This window comes from Pseudoalteromonas sp. APC 3495 (assembly GCF_030407645.1).
Classification (GTDB): domain Bacteria; phylum Pseudomonadota; class Gammaproteobacteria; order Enterobacterales; family Alteromonadaceae; genus Pseudoalteromonas; species Pseudoalteromonas tetraodonis.
This window is the reverse complement of record NZ_JASDDA010000002.1, coordinates 99,156-118,290: the sequence shown is the minus strand read 5'-3', so window position 1 is coordinate 118,290 and position 19,135 is coordinate 99,156. Positions and strand designations below refer to the sequence as shown.

16 protein-coding genes and 1 pseudogene are annotated in these 19,135 nt (G+C 36.6%); 4 read left to right on the top strand and 13 right to left on the bottom strand.

The annotated features are described in order from the left end of the window. Positions 1–4 precede the first annotated feature (4 nt). The 7 genes and pseudogenes from QL984_RS01360 to QL984_RS01330 form a co-directional block, all read right to left on the bottom strand. Complete coding sequence (locus QL984_RS01360) at positions 5–2,761, bottom strand: hybrid sensor histidine kinase/response regulator (RefSeq protein WP_290171909.1); 2,757 nt, start codon at positions 2,759–2,761, stop codon at positions 5–7. Positions 2,762–3,189: 428 nt separating this feature from the next. Then, complete coding sequence (locus tag QL984_RS01355; protein ID WP_290171908.1) at positions 3,190–3,609, bottom strand: hypothetical protein; 420 nt, start codon at positions 3,607–3,609, stop codon at positions 3,190–3,192. A 97-nt stretch (positions 3,610–3,706) separates the two neighbouring features. Then, positions 3,707–4,384, bottom strand: coding sequence for a hypothetical protein (locus QL984_RS01350; RefSeq protein WP_290171907.1), 678 nt, complete (start codon positions 4,382–4,384; stop codon positions 3,707–3,709). Positions 4,385–4,717: 333 nt separating this feature from the next. Beyond that, a pseudogene (locus QL984_RS01345) lies at positions 4,718–4,972 on the bottom strand (IS91 family transposase); the annotation flags it as partial. 189 nt (positions 4,973–5,161) lie between these two features. Beyond that, entirely contained in the window at positions 5,162–6,742 is a 1,581-nt protein-coding gene (locus QL984_RS01340) for a hypothetical protein (protein ID WP_290171906.1), read from the bottom strand. Positions 6,743–7,291: 549 nt separating this feature from the next. Next, on the bottom strand, positions 7,292–7,879 hold the full coding sequence (locus tag QL984_RS01335) for a hypothetical protein (RefSeq protein ID WP_290171905.1): 588 nt from the start codon (positions 7,877–7,879) through the stop codon (positions 7,292–7,294). Beyond that, positions 7,876–8,568, bottom strand: coding sequence for an AHH domain-containing protein (locus QL984_RS01330; RefSeq protein WP_290171904.1), 693 nt, complete (start codon positions 8,566–8,568; stop codon positions 7,876–7,878). The genes QL984_RS01335 and QL984_RS01330 overlap by 4 nt, the downstream gene beginning before the upstream one ends. A gap of 204 nt (positions 8,569–8,772) precedes the next feature. Between QL984_RS01330 and QL984_RS01325 the strand changes: the two genes are divergently transcribed. Further along, positions 8,773–9,264 carry an antitoxin Xre/MbcA/ParS toxin-binding domain-containing protein gene (locus tag QL984_RS01325; RefSeq protein ID WP_290171903.1) on the top strand — a complete coding sequence of 164 codons (492 nt, stop codon included), beginning with the start codon at positions 8,773–8,775 and terminating at the stop codon, positions 9,262–9,264. Between the two features lie 419 nt (positions 9,265–9,683). Here QL984_RS01325 and cas6f read toward each other — a convergent pair whose 3' ends face one another. From cas6f to QL984_RS01305, 4 genes are read right to left on the bottom strand one after another with little or no spacing between them, the layout of a single operon-like run. Beyond that, positions 9,684–10,286 carry a type I-F CRISPR-associated endoribonuclease Cas6/Csy4 gene (cas6f, locus tag QL984_RS01320; RefSeq protein ID WP_290171902.1) on the bottom strand — a complete coding sequence of 201 codons (603 nt, stop codon included), beginning with the start codon at positions 10,284–10,286 and terminating at the stop codon, positions 9,684–9,686. Beyond that, positions 10,283–11,311: a type I-F CRISPR-associated protein Csy3 gene (gene csy3, locus QL984_RS01315; RefSeq protein WP_290171901.1), complete on the bottom strand. Its 1,029-nt coding sequence runs from the start codon at positions 11,309–11,311 to the stop codon at positions 10,283–10,285. Before csy3 ends, cas6f begins: the two co-directional genes overlap by 4 nt. After that, a complete protein-coding gene (locus QL984_RS01310) occupies positions 11,311–13,362 on the bottom strand; it encodes a type I-F CRISPR-associated protein Csy2 (RefSeq protein WP_290171900.1) in 2,052 nt (683 codons plus the stop codon). The genes csy3 and QL984_RS01310 overlap by 1 nt, the downstream gene beginning before the upstream one ends. Before the next feature lie 3 nt (positions 13,363–13,365). Then, complete coding sequence (locus QL984_RS01305; RefSeq protein ID WP_290171898.1) at positions 13,366–14,541, bottom strand: TniQ family protein; 1,176 nt, start codon at positions 14,539–14,541, stop codon at positions 13,366–13,368. A gap of 213 nt (positions 14,542–14,754) precedes the next feature. Between QL984_RS01305 and QL984_RS01300 the strand changes: the two genes are divergently transcribed. Both QL984_RS01300 and QL984_RS01295 read left to right on the top strand, forming a co-directional pair. Further along, on the top strand, positions 14,755–15,033 hold the full coding sequence (locus tag QL984_RS01300) for a hypothetical protein (protein ID WP_024590745.1): 279 nt from the start codon (positions 14,755–14,757) through the stop codon (positions 15,031–15,033). A 13-nt stretch (positions 15,034–15,046) separates the two neighbouring features. Continuing rightward, positions 15,047–15,700, top strand: coding sequence for a site-specific DNA-methyltransferase (locus tag QL984_RS01295; protein WP_290171897.1), 654 nt, complete (start codon positions 15,047–15,049; stop codon positions 15,698–15,700). A gap of 4 nt (positions 15,701–15,704) precedes the next feature. Here QL984_RS01295 and QL984_RS01290 read toward each other — a convergent pair whose 3' ends face one another. After that, a complete protein-coding gene (locus QL984_RS01290; RefSeq protein WP_290171896.1) occupies positions 15,705–17,513 on the bottom strand; it encodes an AAA family ATPase in 1,809 nt (602 codons plus the stop codon). 12 nt (positions 17,514–17,525) lie between these two features. Then, entirely contained in the window at positions 17,526–17,831 is a 306-nt protein-coding gene (locus tag QL984_RS01285) for a helix-turn-helix transcriptional regulator (protein ID WP_273611451.1), read from the bottom strand. A 321-nt stretch (positions 17,832–18,152) separates the two neighbouring features. On the opposite strand from QL984_RS01285, the gene QL984_RS01280 reads away from it, so the two are divergent. Continuing rightward, on the top strand, positions 18,153–19,064 hold the full coding sequence (locus QL984_RS01280) for a hypothetical protein (protein WP_290171893.1): 912 nt from the start codon (positions 18,153–18,155) through the stop codon (positions 19,062–19,064). Positions 19,065–19,135 lie beyond the last annotated feature (71 nt).

Genomic DNA, 19,135 nt, shown 5'->3' with positions numbered 1-19,135 from the left:
CTGCTCAGCTGAGTATATTACCAATCACTGTATATAAATCATCGCTATTAATGGGTTTGGCTATAAAGTCATCCATACCAACAATTAAACAGCGCTGCTTATCTTCCTCATAAGCATTTGCAGTGATCGCCACTATAGGTACTCGTAAGCCGGTTTTAATTTCAGTGGTTCTAATCGCGCTAGTGCATTCATAGCCATCCATGTTCGGCATTTGGCAATCCATTAAAATCAAATCAAACGACTGACTCTTCAAGACTTCAAGCGCCTTTAAGCCATCTTCAGCCATTGTTAAACTCACTTTAGTAAGCTCAAGCATTTTTGCAATCACCTGTCGGTTAATCGCATTATCCTCTACCAACAGTATGCGTTTATCCAAAAGGTTTGGCTGCGAAGCTGTTTTTTTAGGTAACTTTGAGGGAGCGTCTGCTGATTCTGGCGCACTAATACTAAAGGTGAACGTACTACCTTTACCCTCTTCACTGTGTAAATGAATTTCACCGTCCATCATTTTTATTAGCTTTTGAGAAATAGCCAGCCCCAGACCTGTTCCGCCATACTTACGTGCAACGCCCACATCAGCTTGAGTAAACTCACTAAATAATAATGACTGCTGTGCCTTTGCAATACCAATACCACTATCTTCAACGCTAACCTGAAGTTTATTATCGTTATAATCGAACGATAATCGCACAAAGCCTTGCTCTGTAAATTTATACGCATTAGAGAGTAAATTAATAATCACCTGATTTAAGCGTAATTCATCAACACTAATGTACAGTGGTAAATTTGTGGTTTGAATTATGCTAAATTCCACCTCTTTAGTACTAACAATCGGCGTAAATAAAGAGCGTATATTTTCGATAAATGGAGCTAGCTGCGTGGGTCTACTATTTAGCTCCATGGCATTTGCTTCAATTTTAGAAAAATCTAAAATATCGTTAAGAATATCAAGCAAGTTTTTGGCGCTTTTTTGCTGCGTGAGCAACAACTCTTTTTGTTCATTACTTAAAGACTGATCTCGAAGCAAAACCTCTCCCATACCTAATATGCCATTCATAGGTGTGCGAAGTTCGTGACTCATATTAGCTAAAAATTGTGACTTAGCGATATTTGCTTCATTAGCGAGTTTAACGGCTTGTGTTAGCTCAGTTGTTTGTTCTGCTACTTTATCTGCGAGTTGCTGATTAAATTGGCTAAGTTGTTTATTAAGGTCTTCATTTTTTACATTAGAGGCTTGCAAACTTTTGATTGAATGCAGAAGTGCATTGCCCAACATTTCAAATTGTTGCTGTAATTGCAGTACTTCGTACCAACTAGAATCGGTATTAAATACGTGTTTTTTAGTTTTACTAAAGCTGTTAATTAAATGAGTTAACTCTATGATGGGTTTAACCAGCAAATGGGTAAATTTATAGATAAATAATACCACCAGTGCAATAGAAAATAGCCCCAGCAACATAGTGGGTAACCAAGCAGCCACTACCACCAAGCTTAAATATTTACGATTATAGAGCGATATAACCTGCCACCCTGTAGTGTCGTCAACATACTGATTTGTATGGTACACCTCGTTATCGTTTGAGCGAAAAAGCTGATTACCACTAAAACGTTGGATACTAAGATCCTGCTGCTTAAAATCAGTCAGCGCAGCAAACTGAGTTAACGAGCTAAATACTACTTTTTTATCGGCATCAAGAAGAAGTAAATCCCCTTTATACTCAAATAAATTGGGAATAAACCGCTCTAACTGATCTAGCTTGAGCGACCCCTCAACTACACCATAAAACTCATCATTTTTATAAATGGGAGCCGAAAGCGCAACAATAGGTTGATCGCCTAATCCTCTGCCTTGAAAAACGCCACTGCTGTAGCCTAACGGGAACTGCTGAGCCTCAGCGAAATAGAGACGATCATTAACATAACGCTGACTCTGACTTAAACCACTGAGCAATTCACTGGGTATACTTTTCTCAACATAACCTTCGGAGTTCGCATACAGACTAGTTGCAAAACCAGGGTATAAAGCCATTAGCCGCTCAAGCTGCTTCTGTATTGGTGCTCCGGCACTCATTGCATCACTGGTTATTACCATTGCATTTTTATGAAACAACAAATAGTCACTAAGCTGGGCACTGATCGAGCGTGATTTTTCTTTAAGTTGCGTATTTACTTCGTATTCTAAGCGCGAGTAATGCTGATTAACCAAAAAGACACTGGTGATCAAAACCACCAAAACAATAATGATACTGACAACATAACTTAATATACGGGCCAGAGGCTGCCCTTGATAAGCCCGGCTTGCGTGGGGAACAAACACACTCACTAAGTCGACCAAAGCTAACGCTATCATGGCATTGATAAAGTATTTTGAGGCAGCCACAACAAGCGTGAGCCAAGGCAAGCCTATAACAAAGTGACCCAAAGCCCACACCAGTGGTAAGCCGACTAAAAACCAAAACACTGCGCCTAAAGGAAGTATTGGCTTAGAACGCTTTAAGCAAAAGGTATAAAGCCAAAACAGCTCAAGCACATAAACAATACTGGTCCAGCTATGCCCCCAGCGATAAAATAAAAAACCAGTGACAATAGTTAAACTAAGGAGGGAATAACGAAGCCCAGCAAACACTAAACTGAGTATTACAAACGTCTGACCAAATAAAAATTCAGAGCTATCAAAAAAATACAGAGGTAAAAGGTTAGCGCATCCCCCTAAAAGCCCTAATAATATAGCAAGCGCCCACTTATTCCTCTGAGACGTCATATTGACCCTTAATAGCTTATTTAACACCTGCGGCGTAAAGTATAATCACGAGTTTTAATTATTGCTCACTCATTAGCTATTGTCTATAAAGGTAAAAATTTAGCTAAGTGGGTATGATCTAGAATTAGTGTACGAATAATATAAATAAGAAATATTGAAAAATGGAATTTTAATACACCCAATGTTGTTTGAATTGTAAGTTGGCATAATAACATACGCATTTACTGAGCTACAGCGCCGTAAGTGAAGTATAACTTGGCATAACATTGAAGCTTATCATGGCATAAAGTTACCAAATACAGCCTTTATGAGGCCAATCCCATAAAAATACTGCCAAGTTTAGTTAGCTGCTATGTGCCAGAAGCAAACTATGGTAACGCCGCCAAGCTTTTTTGCGTCCCTTTCATTATTGCTTTGTTATACGAAAACTACTCTTTTCTCAGAACTTTCCCGCTATGTTCTTTTAACCAAGCATGAAGATGAGGCTCTTGCTCGCCGAGTATCACAATTGCTTGAGGTTCAGTGGTACTTTCCATGCTTTGAAGTGAAGTATCGCTAGGGTGGAAAGCACATAAGACGCCATAATTATTATAATTTTTAATTGAAAATGGAGACTTTAAACTTACTTCTACTCCTTGAAATTTTAATACATTCCCTTTAGCTAACTTATTAACTTGGACTTGGTTCAGAAATTTTTCGATAAAATCAGAACACTGGGATACATTGTTAACCACTAAAGTTAAATTGCTCTGATTATTCTTTGCTAAATTCAAAGCATAATTAAAGACAGATTTAAATTCATCTGTTTGCAATTTATCCCACGTATCTAGATATGCATAACGTTCCATTTCTCTGATTTCTCCTTTTCTTATAACGCGCGATTAACGGGTTAAAAATTGTGGGTTAAAATTGAGCGAAGCGAATAGCCCACTGTTTAATTGCTTGTTATGATTCAAGCTCGATAAAATCGATGAATTTCTGACCCATTGAAGTACCTACAGAGTTTAAGCTTGCCTCATGAAACTGTTTAATCCGTACCATACCAAATCTGTTTAAATCAGAGATAATCAAATCGATAATAGGATCATTTGAGCCAATATCTGTATAGGTTTTTTCCCACACATTACGTAAGTCTCCCCAATGAGTATAACAATCAGGATTTGTATTCAATTTCTGAATGTAGTGCTCGGGGGTTGACAAGAAGTGTAGAATTCGAAAATGAAGTGGCGTCATTTCATCAATGAACCGAATGAACATTAACTTTAAGGTTTCATCTATATCTTCATTTAATACTGTATTTTTTACTGCATTATTTAACGCTTTGATTTTTTCTTCTTGGTGAGTTCGGACCGCGATATTTGAAGCTTGAAGATATGCAGATATAAACGAATCATGTTCAGATAGCTTTTCTGGCGTCAGATTTTCAACTTTTTCACAAACCTCATCAACGGTATTGGCTAATAGGATCAACCAATCTTCTTTGCGCTTATCTATTGGTGCAGAAAAGACCGTTTCAAATAACGTAGCCAAAGCGCCGCCAGCTAAAGGGATAACACTCAGCGTAGCTTTTACTCCCGCATGTCCGTAGTCTTTCCATTCTTTATTTTGAGGTAATTCTTCCATATTTACTCCTGAATCATAACATTTTAGTATTTATGCGACATGCAGTTTGTGTTGCATAATCGCTTGTTGGACTGAGCCGCTACCCACTTGGTGTGACAGAGTTGGTGTTGTTTATGCTATAGGAATTTGTTTTTGGAGGCTCTCCCTTTCCTAGCTAGTGTAATCAGTTTAGCTAGTCTTATGTAAGCTTTCCATGCGTTGCTCAGAGCTTATTATGTATTCATTACACCTAAATTTGCCTTAATAAGCAATTATATTTTTTAAGCGCACAGAGGCAGCTAGCCTGAGCAGTTAAGCAGGTTAACTAATTGATTTTACTAAGCTATCTAGCTGTTAACTCGCTCGGTCTATTTTGGACGTTGTTGCATCTAACTTGAATACGCCAATTAGCCGCAAGATACCTGCCTTACAATGCTGACAAGGCCAATGCGGTATCAGTGTCACGTTTTCTGTCTTTGGTCTCTTTGCTCTGCATGTGCATGTGCATGATGCCTGCGTCCTTATCAGCGCTAACTTTCGCTTGCGACATGCATTGGCTAAAAAACCGTAATGCCGAATACGCATAAATCCTTTAGACAATATTTCTATACTCATGTTTTACGGCAAGGCGCAAACAGTGTTGTTAGCTCTTTGAGCAAAATTTTCTAGCTTGTTTTGGGGCAAAAATGCGTTAGCTCAGCTCCGATTGACTCGAAGCTGGACAAAAACTCGTTAGAGACGAAGGGCAGCTCTGTGCCAATTGCGGACCGTCGTAACTTTAACCTCTCGTTAGCAATTTTATTGTTCGAGCCAAGATTTATTCCAAGCATATGTAAGTCGTCCATCATTTTCAATTGATGAACCAAACAAATCAGGAGTCTTTATTTTTTTTATTTTTTGCAACTTAACTGTACCAATTAATTCTTTCCGTAGTCCAAAACCATGTAAATGACTGCACCTGTAATCATTGTTAAATAATGACACACGAGCATAGCCAATTGGTAAGTACCTTAAAAAGGAATATAGAGGTAACTGCTTTCTAGCAGCTTTTAGTGCAATCTTTATAAGCTTTTTACCTATATTTTTTATATCTGAAGTTGAGACTATATAGCTTGATTCAATTACAACATCTGCATTAAGAACAACTCGCCACCCATTCCGATGTATTTTCGCATTTCGGCTATGAAGCTCAACGCCACTATTAATTGTTTTTAAAAGTCGTTGTGTTGCTAAGAAAAGCTTAATAGAAAGAGAATAAGTACTAATTTTATTTATTAATTTTGGGGGGGTAATAAATGGGACCCAAAAAATTAAATCACCTTCAATAATGCCACTATATTCTTCCCATTTAGAAACCTTCTTTTCCCTTTTATCTTTAAGTAATTCACCATCAAACGCAGCAAAACCTGGAAGTGCAACTGGAGATCTCATAGATAAAAAATAGCGCTTATAGCCAGGAGCATACCTTTCAGCTAAAACAGCCGTCGATATTGCTGACAATCGAACTTTACCGTAATCTCTTGTTTCCGGTTTAATGAAAATAACTAATTGCGAATCACTTTTACCAACTTCACTTTCTAGGCAACCTTCAATCTGCCACCAAGGTGCTTCAGTTTGAGCATATAGCTCTTCCAATAAAACTTGCTTAGGAATTCTTACATTTGTAATATTTTTAAAGAAAAATATCTTGTAGGCTAAAGCTAAACCATTACAAATATCTAATACAGAATCAAACCGCTTTAGGTACTCTGAATGTGTATTAGTTATTGTCTTTTTCTTATCTCTGAACTCAATATCATGGTGTAAATATTTAACACTCCAATGAGCGATAGAGTTTCTTGTAGTGTTGCAATATTCATCAGCGAGAAAACCCAGAGATGTCCTCTTAATTTCCTCAAAGCGATTAAAAATATCTAAGCCATCAGGTGACTTGTCTCTGTTGTGACGACTGGCTATAGCATTTATATAAATTAAATTACCAAATACACCTTCGATAAGGTTTAAATAAGATGGGTTTACATTATTATCGCAGTGTCTAAAAAGATCGTGTTCGTCAGATGAGAGGTTTAAATCATGCCATGGTTTTTTATTAATATCATCCAAAAGCTTTAGGGATTGCTCTAGGTGAGTAACATTCTCATTTATAATTTCAATAATTGACGAAGTATTACTACCACTATCCAAGAATTTCAACTGCGCAGAAAGCGTTCTCTTGCAATAAAATTTTTCTGGTCGTAGAGAAAGATATTTATAGAGCGATAATGGGTAATCTGTAAAAGCCTCTGTGTCAGCAAAAAATTCACGCTCAACCATTTCCCTTTTAATTTTATTAAGAGGTTCAGTGAGGGGGTTTTTTATATTTATTGTTAACTCGTTCAATTCGGACTCCTGATTGTAAGAGGGCTGATTGCAAACAGTTTATTGACACCATTTTGGTGGTTTATAACACACCAAAGCGGCGTATATTACCTACTCTGATAATTTCACCAATAATTACCTTTGTAACAAGTAATTAAAACAGCCAGGAATTAAGCATGTTATTTTGCTCCAAAGCAGCGTTTAATGATGTTATCGGACAAAATTAGGAGCCTACTCAAAGAAGTGGGAATAAGTTTAACTTTATAAGCGTCCGGTTATCGCTCATTAGGGACTGACAGATAAAATCAAAACACTCTTTTCAAACTGAGATGTGGGCTACTACAAATTTGTTATTAAATTTTTATGCAAGAGAAATTGGTAAAAAACAACCAACAGATAAGCTGTTAAAGTTCATTGGCATATAGCATCCGATTTATTTCAGGCATTAAAATACCCACATCCATGTGGGTATTGAAATTACTAAAATATAATAGGTGGTTTTTAAAAGATAGTTTTGATTTTCGTTTTATATAACACTGCCTAAATAATGTTTTCTTTATCTAAATTAACTTAATTAGAAAAAATATTATCGAGATCTTCGTCAATATAAACACCCGTTAATCCATTATCTTCTACAGCAGATTTAAACTTATCTGTACAATACAAACGAGAACCACCTGTAAATTTACTCTTAAAAACAGGCTTATTTTTTACATCATCATTTATGAAAGCAATCTTGATATAATCTAAAGGATAACCGTCTAAATATTCGCGTTCACATTTTGCTTCATCTTCTTGTCCAAATGTACGCAAGTTAAAGATTACAATAGGTTCACCATCAGCTTTTGTTTCAATAAACTCACCTAAAGGCGCTAATAAATCTTTTAAAGCTTCATAAGCATTCATCCGAAGAGCGATAAACCCATCCATGATACTTATATCGTAGTTATCTTTTAGATAACCAGGTAAAAAAGACAACTCATAACCTTCAGGCCAATACTCTAATAAAGAGTCATTATTCATATGGATATCAAGTAGAAACATGCAAGCATCTTGATTAGATGGCAACATTGGTTGTATTTTTTCAGCAAATGAAAGTATATCCCATTCAACCATGTCGTAAGAATTAGTAACAGGCTTTAACGAGAACAACTTCATGATTTACCATCCCAATTAGCATTTTTACGCATCATAACGCTGGCTGGCATCATATGATTTTTAATTTTTATTTTCACGCCACGTAATGCATTTATGAAATCGAGCTTATTTACTTTGGTTCTTAAACTAGTAGACACCCAAACTTCATAATTATGGCGATGCAGCCTTCTGTGAGAAACAGTGTCAGGCGTAGCCCAATCATCTGACTTATTTTTTTCAAAGTTTCTTAGCCATACCCCATTCGTTGGATCATTAATACCAATACCAAACGAGTGCATTCTTAAACGCGCAGCATATGTAAGGCGTTGTCTATAACGTCCCTTACCGCAAACAATATGATGTGCTTCATGATATGAAGTCGGTTTTGGCTCGCCTGCCGCTCGTAAAAACTTAGCAAGTTTTTCCGTAGGATGATGTTCTTCTTCTGCTAGCTCCTTAACAGAACTATCTTCACTTTCTGCGCGGTAAGACTCTAAGCTTTGCTGCGCGATAAGCAAGTGCTCTAAACGCTTGCGTTCTTTTTGTAAGTGGTCGTAATCTCTTTGCAGCTTTTCCTTAGATGCAACAGATTTACGGCGCTTATCGTCGTAGTGTTTTTTGGCTAGTAATTCATAATTATAAATAGCCATTTCTAAAGGGCTGGGGTTACTTGGTCGATCTGGCATTGGGTAGCGCTGTAGTTGAATCATCCTTAAATCCTTAAAAATTCCTTTTATTAGCGCGTAAAATAGCAAATAGACTATTGAGGTGCAATTATAAACGTTACACACCTAATAACTGAGATCATTTTATTGCTTACAATGAATTACATAGCGGTCAAATTTCCTCTTCATACAACACAATTTTTGACTGACTGGCTATCGCTTTAAGCAACTATCAGCAGGGTACCAGAAGTGCTATTATTAAATATAACTTTTTCTGGCTTTGAGGTATGTATGCCTAGTGATATTCAACCTAGTGCTAATCATAAATTTGTAGATATACTTAGCAATGGAAAAGTTACTTTAAGCTCAAACCCTTTAGATGAAATTGAATTAATTCAGTGTGGTTTAGATATAAAGAGTGTTGAGAAGTTTAGGCTTCAGTTACGATGGGATATTCAATCCTTTGCTAAAGCAATTGGTGCAAATACTAGAACTTTCGAACGTCATAAAAAAGAGCATAAACGTTTAAATGCAACTTTGAGTGAAAATACCTTCGAGCTGGCTCATTTAGCATCAACTTGTATTGATTACTTTGAAAGTATTGAACGATGGAATAAATGGCTAAATACATGCTCCTTACAATTTAGCTCTAAAACACCTTTAACATTTGTAAATACAATTGCTGGTAGAAGGTTAATTAGGAACGTTGTAAATAGCCTTAAATACGGTTACAACGCTTAAAAACACCCCAGCGTTTTCTGGGCTCTTTTTATTTAGCCTCTGCCTTTTCGGCAGTTAAAAAGTCACAATTTGTGGTTATTCACTTCCCGGCCTAACTTCAGCTGCCTACTCGGCAGTTCACACATTGTTCATATACCAAGGTACAACTTTGTCATTTCCAGCTGCCTACTCGGCAGTTCACCCTAGCGCGGTTATTAACTGATGCTTACTAGAATCTCCAGCTGCCTACTCGGCAGTTCACCGAGAGCGCTTTGCTAATGCATATGTCGAAAAATCTCCAGCTGCCTACTCGGCAGTTCACTATAAAAAATAGTTTAAATTTCTTTAAATACCAAACTGTTAAACGAATTTAAATTATTTACCCTTATTTTTAATCAATCAGATAACTCATTGAAAATTAAAAGAGTGCTTTATAACTATTAAATAAGAGTATTTAAAGAGGGAACCGTGCCTTGAAAGGTTTGATTTGTAGCAAAGCCATAATTATTAAATTGATTTTCTATCGCATTAGTATTTTCAATTTTTTGTATGTGAAGTATAAAACTTTCCCCGTTGCCTTTGCTTGATACAGGTATTGAATGAAAATGGCCAATGTCTTTTTCCTCAAATTTATATTCAGGGTTGTAAACCTCGCCTCTGGCTTCAGCTCTTTTTTTAGCTCGCTTTAACCGTCTTTGCTTTTCACCTACAAATACTTTGGCTACTGATTGATTACGAACAAACATGACTTCGCTTTGGTTTACTGGTACTTCGAGTATTTTTGATAAGCCAAATAACTTGTCATGAGCCATCATCTCAAAATAGCTTTGCTGAGATAGATTAGTTAATTGCTTTTTATCTGTCGATACAAACGCTATTTGATTGCCTATCGTTTGCTCATTCCATTTAGGAAAACACACACCAATATTACTTATTTCACGTGAACTCATAAACCCATGCAACATGCCAATACAACGCCCAGCAAGAAGACTTACATCACAATTTTTGGGTAAATAAGTAATGGTAAAATAATAGCGCTTCAAGCTTTACTCCTTTGGAATAAGCCACCTTTGATCAACACTGCCGCAATAAAGTGAACTGCGTCTGATTGTTCACTTTGCTCTAAACCATGCTTTTCCATGTGCTTAATATGCAAAGCAATACGCGGGAGTAATGAATAAAAGTCTGAATGGGTCTTAGGTGTTCTGTGTGCAACTAATATTTGCTTATCTGCGCCATATTCATGAGTGCGTAAAGGTTTGTAGCCTCCCTCATACCAATCATCGATAGTTTGAATCGCAGCCCCTACTTTTTGTGAGTTTAAACTTGCTGCTTTTTTATCGCCCACTTGAGTGTATGCAAGTTGTTTAGATGACATGCCTTGTTCAACATTATCTACAAACTTTTGGCTAGGATGAACTTCCTGGCTAAATGCATTTTTAATTTTTGCGGTTATGTCTAAATAACAATAATTTTGAGGATTGCTAAGCCCTTCTTGAATAGCTTCTGACAACGTTAATAATGCTGTTTGATTATTTTTCCAATTGCCCTGCCACTTTAGCTTTTGTGCACCTTCAACAATAATTGGAGCTGCGTGCTCAGTAAGGATTTCAATTTCAACATTTGGTGATTGGCGGTTACGCCAAAGCCAGTTGCCCATCAGTATATTTTTAGCGTAGCGAGTTGCTACTTCATTAAGACCATTGTGTTTTTTATAGGTTTCAAAAAACCGTTTTAACCAGTAAATAACTTTAGGGTCATCACAAACATGTGGCTCAATACTATTAGCTTCAACCCTGAGTGAAAAACGGCAAAATAGATCATTTACCGTTGGAGGCACGTAACACACATCAATTGTTTGAGGGTTTCCAAAGGCTAGATCTTGTGGCGCTAAATTTTTAGCCACATTTTGCTTTTGATACGCATCGCCAAACCCTGACTTTTGCCCAACTAATTTATTTTGCTCTATTTGTAGCGGTTCAAAGTCAGACTCTGGTGTTTTATAAAAAAACACCGCTTTACTGGGTGAGAGCGAACGCGTGTAACTTAAGTGCCGAGGTAATTGCATTATTCATACTCAAACTTAGACTTTTTCATAAGCATAGACTCTTTTTTAACATCCATAACCCAAAATGCGTCATGAAAGAACTGCTTAGCCCCTGCGTACTTAACTGATGTATTGCTAACACACTCTAACAACCCAATTACGGGCTCAGCATAACAATGGTATTCATGTAATGCTGCATCTCGCTTTACGGGTTCTTCAAGCGCAGCAAAGCCAATTGCAGCGGGTCTTAAATTAAAGTTACCGTTAAGCGCATCTATCAATTGTTCAAAACTTTTAACTACTTTTTTTGAAGGGTACAACCAACTGCCATTTAACGATTTTACCTTTATATTTTTAAACAGCTCACTTGGTTTAGTATGTAAATGACACCAGTCTATATTTTGATATAACGAAGGTGGATGCATAGTCCCGCCCGCAAACACAGATGGTAGTGCAGGCTTTATAAGTTGACTGTTTAATTTATTAAGCACCTCAATATTTGGTACAAAAAGTCTAAACACTAAATCGAGTGTTATGTCACATTTAGGTTTATCAATAATACCAGAACTTATTACGTGACTACGGCCAGCAACTTGTTTTAACTTACTTGGCTCAGGTAATGGTTTACCTGTATATAATTGATAGTTTTCAATGTAAATAGCACTGCCAATACACTTAATTGAAGGATCTATGAAGTTTTTTAGCTTACGTTCAAAGTTATGAGCAAGCCCATTTAAAGCAGTAAGTGACGGCATCCCTTGAATATACGGGTTAGCCATTGCCTCTGCATCAAACACTCGCATATCTTGGCAATGTACATACACTATTTGCTCATCATTTAATGTTTCTTCTTCAGCTACACAATGAGTAAACACATAGTTTAACTGCGCTTTAAACAGCCCCATTAAATTAGGGTGATACGCAAAGCGTTTGAGCTTACTTAAATTACCAAGGCTCTCATTTAGTACGTTACTAAATTGGCTAATGCAGTTAGTAATATTCTGATCTAAGTAATGCTTTGCCCACTCAGGGTAAGCTTGCTCTTGCGCCTTATTTTTAGCTTCAAGGATGTTATCAAGCCATAGCTGCAAACTAACACGTACTTGCCTAATAGCCGCGACTCGCGCTAATCGCTTTTGCCTTAACGTATTAAACTGTTTAATACCAACCAATACCAAAAGCGCCTGTTGAAATTGACTACTTAATAGCGCACGAATTTTAAATGCTTTCTCAATATCATTATTGGCTACTTTAGAGCGGTTAATAGCCTTTGAATATGTTTTAGGGAAGTAACGCAACACTCTTATATTACCACCTACTGAGCTTGCTAAATCGCCTACATTGGCTGGCCTTGAGTGCTCAACTAAACCAAAGCTTAACTTACGTTCTGTTGTTAATTGCTGAATTTGAGCTAGCATTGCGTGGCTAACTACAGGCGTAACCGCAAGGTAACTTTGCTGGAGTGGCATTTGTAATTGTGGTGAAAAAGAGCTTACTCCTAATGGGAGCTCTGTCACTGGCAAATGCTGCTTTACTTTAGCCGCGATGTCTAAAACCGCCTTTTTAGTAAACCCGTATGCTCTTATTAAATTAATCCAAACAGGCTCTTCATTAATTAACAGCCTTGCTAAACAAGTCACTTCACCTTGCAAAATAAATGAGGTTAAAAATAGCTTTGCATGATTAATTTCAGCACTATTGTGCGACCAGCCAAAACTCAAAGGTAATGACCGGCTGCAAATACCCGCAATATCTTCACTTACAACCTCACTAATCAAACGTTGATGGCTTACTCGTATATCGGGATATTTTAAATTATGAGTATGAAACCATTTAACTTCGTTAATACATTTACTCAGTAACACTTCATCACGTAATACACTCTTGGCGGTTCTTACACTTGTTAAATCATCAATTTCACTGCGCTTATAAACTAGGTTAATGAGCACAACAAGTGCTTGTTCTTCAAAGCCATCTACCGCAACATGAGGCGTATATGGGGCAAACAACTTTCTAAGTATTGTGGTTTTTTCTTTTAATGATTCAATTGCAAATGCATCTTGTAAGTTCATAAGTTACCACGGCGCTATAAATTGTTTTTTTTGTTGAGGCTTTTCAGCAGCGAATGCTTGCTGTAGCTCTATAACTTGGCGTAAATAAAAAACATGGCTATCAGCTCTGAGCTGTTCGTGCTTTTTTTGTGGGTAAGCGCAGTTTAAAAAGCCTTCTTGATGAAGCCTGTAAACTTGCTCGGTAGTGGTGTTTAATAATACTGCGGTATCAAAAGTACAAAGCAGTAAATCTGCAATATTTGGATGTTTAGCTTTAGGATTACTATCAACTAATTCGACAAAGTAATTAATAATCTCATCAATTACTTTGTTTTTACGGTTACTTATTGCAGCTATTTGACCATCACGGATCACATTGCCATAGACAGAGTTAAACTTAGTTTTATTAAAAGGGTTAAGTTGCTTGAGTCGCGCATTATTTGTGAGTAAATCTAATTCAGTGGTAAGGCTTTCAGGCCAAGTACTAAAGTAATCAACAAAAGCTCGATTAAAGTCAGCATCGCTTACATCAAGTTGCTTAACCTTCGCAAACCAGGATATCAACCCCACTATTTTTTGGCTGTTATTACTTGCAAGCGCAAATGCAATTTTAAAGCCTGCATCGTTTAACTGTTCAATATTAGTTAGTTTACAACCACAATTGTACTCTAAAAACGCCTCAGAAGCTCTGTAATCAATTGAGTTATAACATTCACTACATTGTATAGTTAATTGTTTTTTATGCTTATGACACGCTTTATAAGGCTTTAAATGCCAATAAAAAGGAATATATGAAGATTCAGCTAAACATTCAATGCAAACAGGTATGTTATCAGTGCGAAGTAACTCAAGAGGAACTGTCAGCTCATTACGGCTTACTGCTGCTAGGTTACCAAATTTAAAGTTACTGCGACGCCAAGCAAGTGCCAGAATATCACCAGCGTTTACATCTGCTAATTGAGCAACTAACTTGAGCGCTCTTATTCTAAAGCTGCTCGCTTGCCTAGCATGATAAACATCAACTTTTCTCAGCTCTAACGGCAACGCACCTTCAAGATCATGATCTTGCTCTGCAAGCCATTGCCATAAAATATCAGCAAGCTCACTGTAGCCATCGTATGAGTTATCCCTTGCAAGCCTGAGTAAATAGCTTTCAAGCGCCTCATCAGGATAAGGGTTTGTTTGAACTAAAAAATGCATCGCCAACCTAAACTAAGAAAATCTTAGTTTAGGTTTAGGCTAAATAAATTAGATAGTCAAAAATAATTATCGTTAAATCATTCGTACTTCACAAAAGTACAATATCTGATACTGTAGAGAGCGTTACGGCATTTCTAAAGGATGTATTAATAGCCAGTAACATAATAAAAACTCAAATTTAAAAATACAAAGCTAACTTATAAGGAGATTCTTATGGCTTGTAACTGCTGTGGCAAAGCTTTAAATAGCGGCATGGTTCAAAAAAAAGATTCATCAACTGGTCAAAAGTTTAAATCATGCCCTCATTGTTCAGACGCTAATAGTTCTGAACATATATTCCATCCATATCCGGCTTCTTTTGGTATTACTCCTGCTCGTAAAACAGCTCGCAACCCTGATGGATATCAAAGCTATTGCATTGATTGTCGACGATTAAAAAAGGGCGTTGCTTCGAAAGCTTTTCACAATGGCCGTCTGTGTAGCACACTTTAGCTAAAGAGATTTAATGCAAGTACATAAAGATGATGCGGTAAATTGGTTATCAACACTTTCAACCGAAAGTGTTGATCTTTTAATTACTGACCCACCCTACGAATCATTAGAAAAACATCGAAAAATAGGAACAACCACTCGCCTAAAAGTAAGTAAATCGTCAAGTAATCAATGGTTCGACATATTTCCAAATAATCGCTTTGAAGAACTTCTAATAGAAATATACAGAGTACTGAAAAAAGGTTCGCATTTTTATCTATTCTGCGATCAGGAAACAATGTTTTATATTAAGCCAATAGCTGAAAACGTAGGTTTCAAGTTTTGGAAGCCAATAATTTGGGATAAAGTGACTATTGGAATGGGTTACCATTACAGAGCTAGACACGAATATATTCTTTTTTTCGAGAAAGGTAAGCGCAAGTTAAATGATCTAAGCGTTCCAGATATCCTCACGTGTAAAAGAGTATACAGAGGCTACCCTACTGAAAAACCAGTTAAGTTAATTGAAACGCTTATCTCCCAAAGCAGTATTGAAAGTGAACTCGTCGTCGATCCTTTTTTTGGCTCAGGAGCAACTTTAGTAGCAGCCAATAACTTAAATCGACAAGCTATCGGATGTGATATTTCTGAGTCTGCTCACTTACATCTAAAAGATCGAATCACATAAGCAGTTATTGATTATGTGATTCAATAAAATCCCAAACCGTTTCACATAGCGAAGTTAGCTCTGGCGTTAACTTCCAATCATCAGACTCATTCATTAGTGAAATTGCAGTATGACAAAATTTAACTTTGTCTTTAATTGTGCCCGATTTGTCAGAATAAAAATTCCGCTCAAGTCCTTCTGCTTTAACGACATTACGCTCTAAAACCTTACCGATACCTACATCTTTTTTCCTAAATGAGTTTTCTTTAATATTACTAAATTTATCGATATCACAATCGGCTCTTTGGGTAAAAGTTCCCCATCTAGCTTTAGCAGTATTAATCAAAATATCAAAGGGTATATAGTTTTCAATTTCCTTATAGTCAAGTAAATAAAATGCATCACCCAAAGCTCCCCTTAAGCTTTTAACACGTTCACCTTTACCATCTATATCTGCGTCAGCTATTAGTAAAATATTTCTGCTGAGTCTTTTAGCGGGGGTTTCGCTTCCATCATTTTCAACATCATCACTGAAATCCCAGTGAGTGATATTACTGCCTTGGTACTCTGTAAAAACAAAATGAAGATTTTCATGATAACTTCTCAGCTTACTTTTCTTATCTTCATCTTCGAGCTCTTCGATGTACTTATTTAGATAGGCTCGCAAATATAGCTTATCAGTAACGCCTTCCACCCAAATTGAGCAGTTAGCAAGAAGTACCGACGATGCACGTACACCAAGCTCATTCAGTAACTCACCATAATCTAAAGAAGCTTGAACTTTGCTCTCACCGTTTATTCTTGAAACTTGTTGAATTGAAATATCGTCACGCTCTTGAGCCAAATCTAAAAAGTGGTTTGAATGAGTAGTCATAAAAAACATATGTTCTTTATGTTTTGCAAATGTTTCAATTAAGGTTCTTTGAAGTCCAGCGTGTAAAAAGTGTTCTGGCTCTTCAATAAAAAACATAGTCGACTCTTCCGCCATAAAAACTTTATACGTCAACAATATGATTGATTGAATACCGTCGCCTAAGTCATAAATAGGTCGGTCTTCATCTTCACCTTCTTTGACATGTACAACATCTTTATCAACCATAGGAACTAAAGAAATATCCCTGCCAAAAAAAAAGTTTTCAGAAAGGTACTTTTCATACTCGCGAACTTTTTGCCGTTTTCCGTAAGAGCCTAGTAAGTGTTGTGTGAGATCTTTATAAAGGCTGTGACCTGTAAAAACCTCACATTCACCTTTTTTTAAATTAGGAAAATAATCTGACTTTGTTCGAGTTTCAAAAATATCTTCCTCAGCAACATGGCGCAACCCCCGAAGAGTTGGAATATAAATTTTACTCCATTGATTAGTGACAGAATAATGACTTACTCTTTCTAGTAGCTCTTCAGAGAAATACTTCGTTAACATTGAATTAAGTATTTTTATAAATTGTTCATTTTCTCTAGCAGAAGTATAATTCGGCCTATTTGCAATTGAATAAATTTCTTCAGCTAACTTATCTATACCAAGAGGTTTATTGCAAATTGATGATATTTGATTAAGCATTTGGTCATAATTTAGCGATCTCATTCTTACTAGCTCCCCCCTCCAACTGCCTTGTTGAAAGTCACTTGCTAGTTTTTCAATTATTTCCTTTATTTCAAAGCCTAGATACTCTAATGTCCATTTATTAACATTTTCATTAAATAATTTTCTTAATTCGCGACTCTTACCTGAATTATTAGGGCCAATAAAAAATGTTATTTGGCGAGTATCCTTTAATAGCCAAGAATCATCTCCCGTCTTACCTATTTTCCTAATTGAATTAGCATTTACTTCCATGTTACCTGATCCTTATAGCTTATTAATTCTAATGGTATTTAATAATTCAATTTGCTCTTCTTTTTTTAACTTACCTAAAGCACAGATTAATTCCGCCAATGTATCTTCTTCACAATAAAAGTATGCTACTGGTACATCTAGCTCTTTAGCAATGCGTTTCATGGTTAAAAAGTCAGGGGCATGTTTGCCTTTTTCGTATTGGTTCATGCGAGCACTAGCCGTGTTTGGCTCCATTCCTAATGCCATACCTAGCTGTTGCTGAGTGAGGCCTGCTGCTTTTCTAGCAGATTTTAGGCGTGAAGGTGTTGGAGTTTCCATGTGAACCTTAGCTATAAAACATATCTTGCTAAGATTCTCTTAGTATCTAACACATAAGTGTACTAAGGATGTTTTAGTTTTTAAATATACACTTAATTAGTAATGTCTTAAACTATACATTTATAAGTTAAAAGGGATTTTATGCTTGTTTTTGCTAGCGATACTTCTGGTAAGGTTGTTTCAATAAATAACGTCAAAAATGGTAAAGCATGTAACTGTTTTTGTATCGCATGTAATGACCCTTTAGTCGCACGCAATGGAGGGAAAATAAAAGCACACTCATTTGCGCACACCTCAAAGCCTGAGAAAAGATCCTGCTTAATGACAGCTCTACACAGGTTCGCGCAAGAATATCTAGCCGCTCAAGAACAAATATTACTTCCTTCCGTTAAATGTAAACACATGGGTAAAACCAAAGTGCGACCTCCAAAACTCGTCAAAATACTACGAGGCTCGGTAGAATCGCCGTTAGATAAATACAAAATGGATGTTGAACTGGAAACATCGCTGGGAAGAATATTTATTGAAGTTAAAGTCACTGCTGAATGTAGTGATGAGAAAGTAAGTTTTTTAAAAAATAATAAAGTACCAACATTAGAAATCGACCTATCTCAATTCATTGAGCAGCCCATAGAAGCAGTTATTGATGCACTTCATAATATAGAGCCTTACTCAAATTGGATTTATAGCTGGTGTGATGATGCACTCAAAAATGACATAGAAAAAGAGGTAGAAGCTGAAAGACTCACTGCCCAACGAGCATTAGAGCGAGAAGTTGAACGCAAGAAGAAAATAACCAAGCAAGCAATTAAAAACTTAACTAGAAATAACACTATTGGTTTACCCGCAAAAGAGTTGCCATTTACCACCTTTATCGGGGCCAGAGAGTACAAATTACAAGCGAAAGTGCTCAATGCTGAATCTTGGAGCTTTAACCACTTCAATGTAATAATAGACACTAATGAGTATATATTGGCGACGTGTCAAATGCTGAGCAAAAAAGGAAAAGAAGGTAATAAGCTTTACATACTCTTCCCATTTAGAGACAGTGCATTACGTAATTTTAAGTCAGTGCCTAACTCTGCTGTACTTTGCAGGTTGTTTAGAAAAGGAAGCTACCCTTATAAGTGGTTATCATTTCCTGAGCCTAGCCCTCACAAGCTACAACAAGCTCAATTAAAAGCAAAGCAGGTAAAAAGAGAGTCACTCGAGTATTTTGAGAGCTATAAGTAAATTGCGGAAGGAAATATTCTTAAACAGCTGGATACTCAACAAGCTCATTTCAACACCCTTTTATGTCAAAA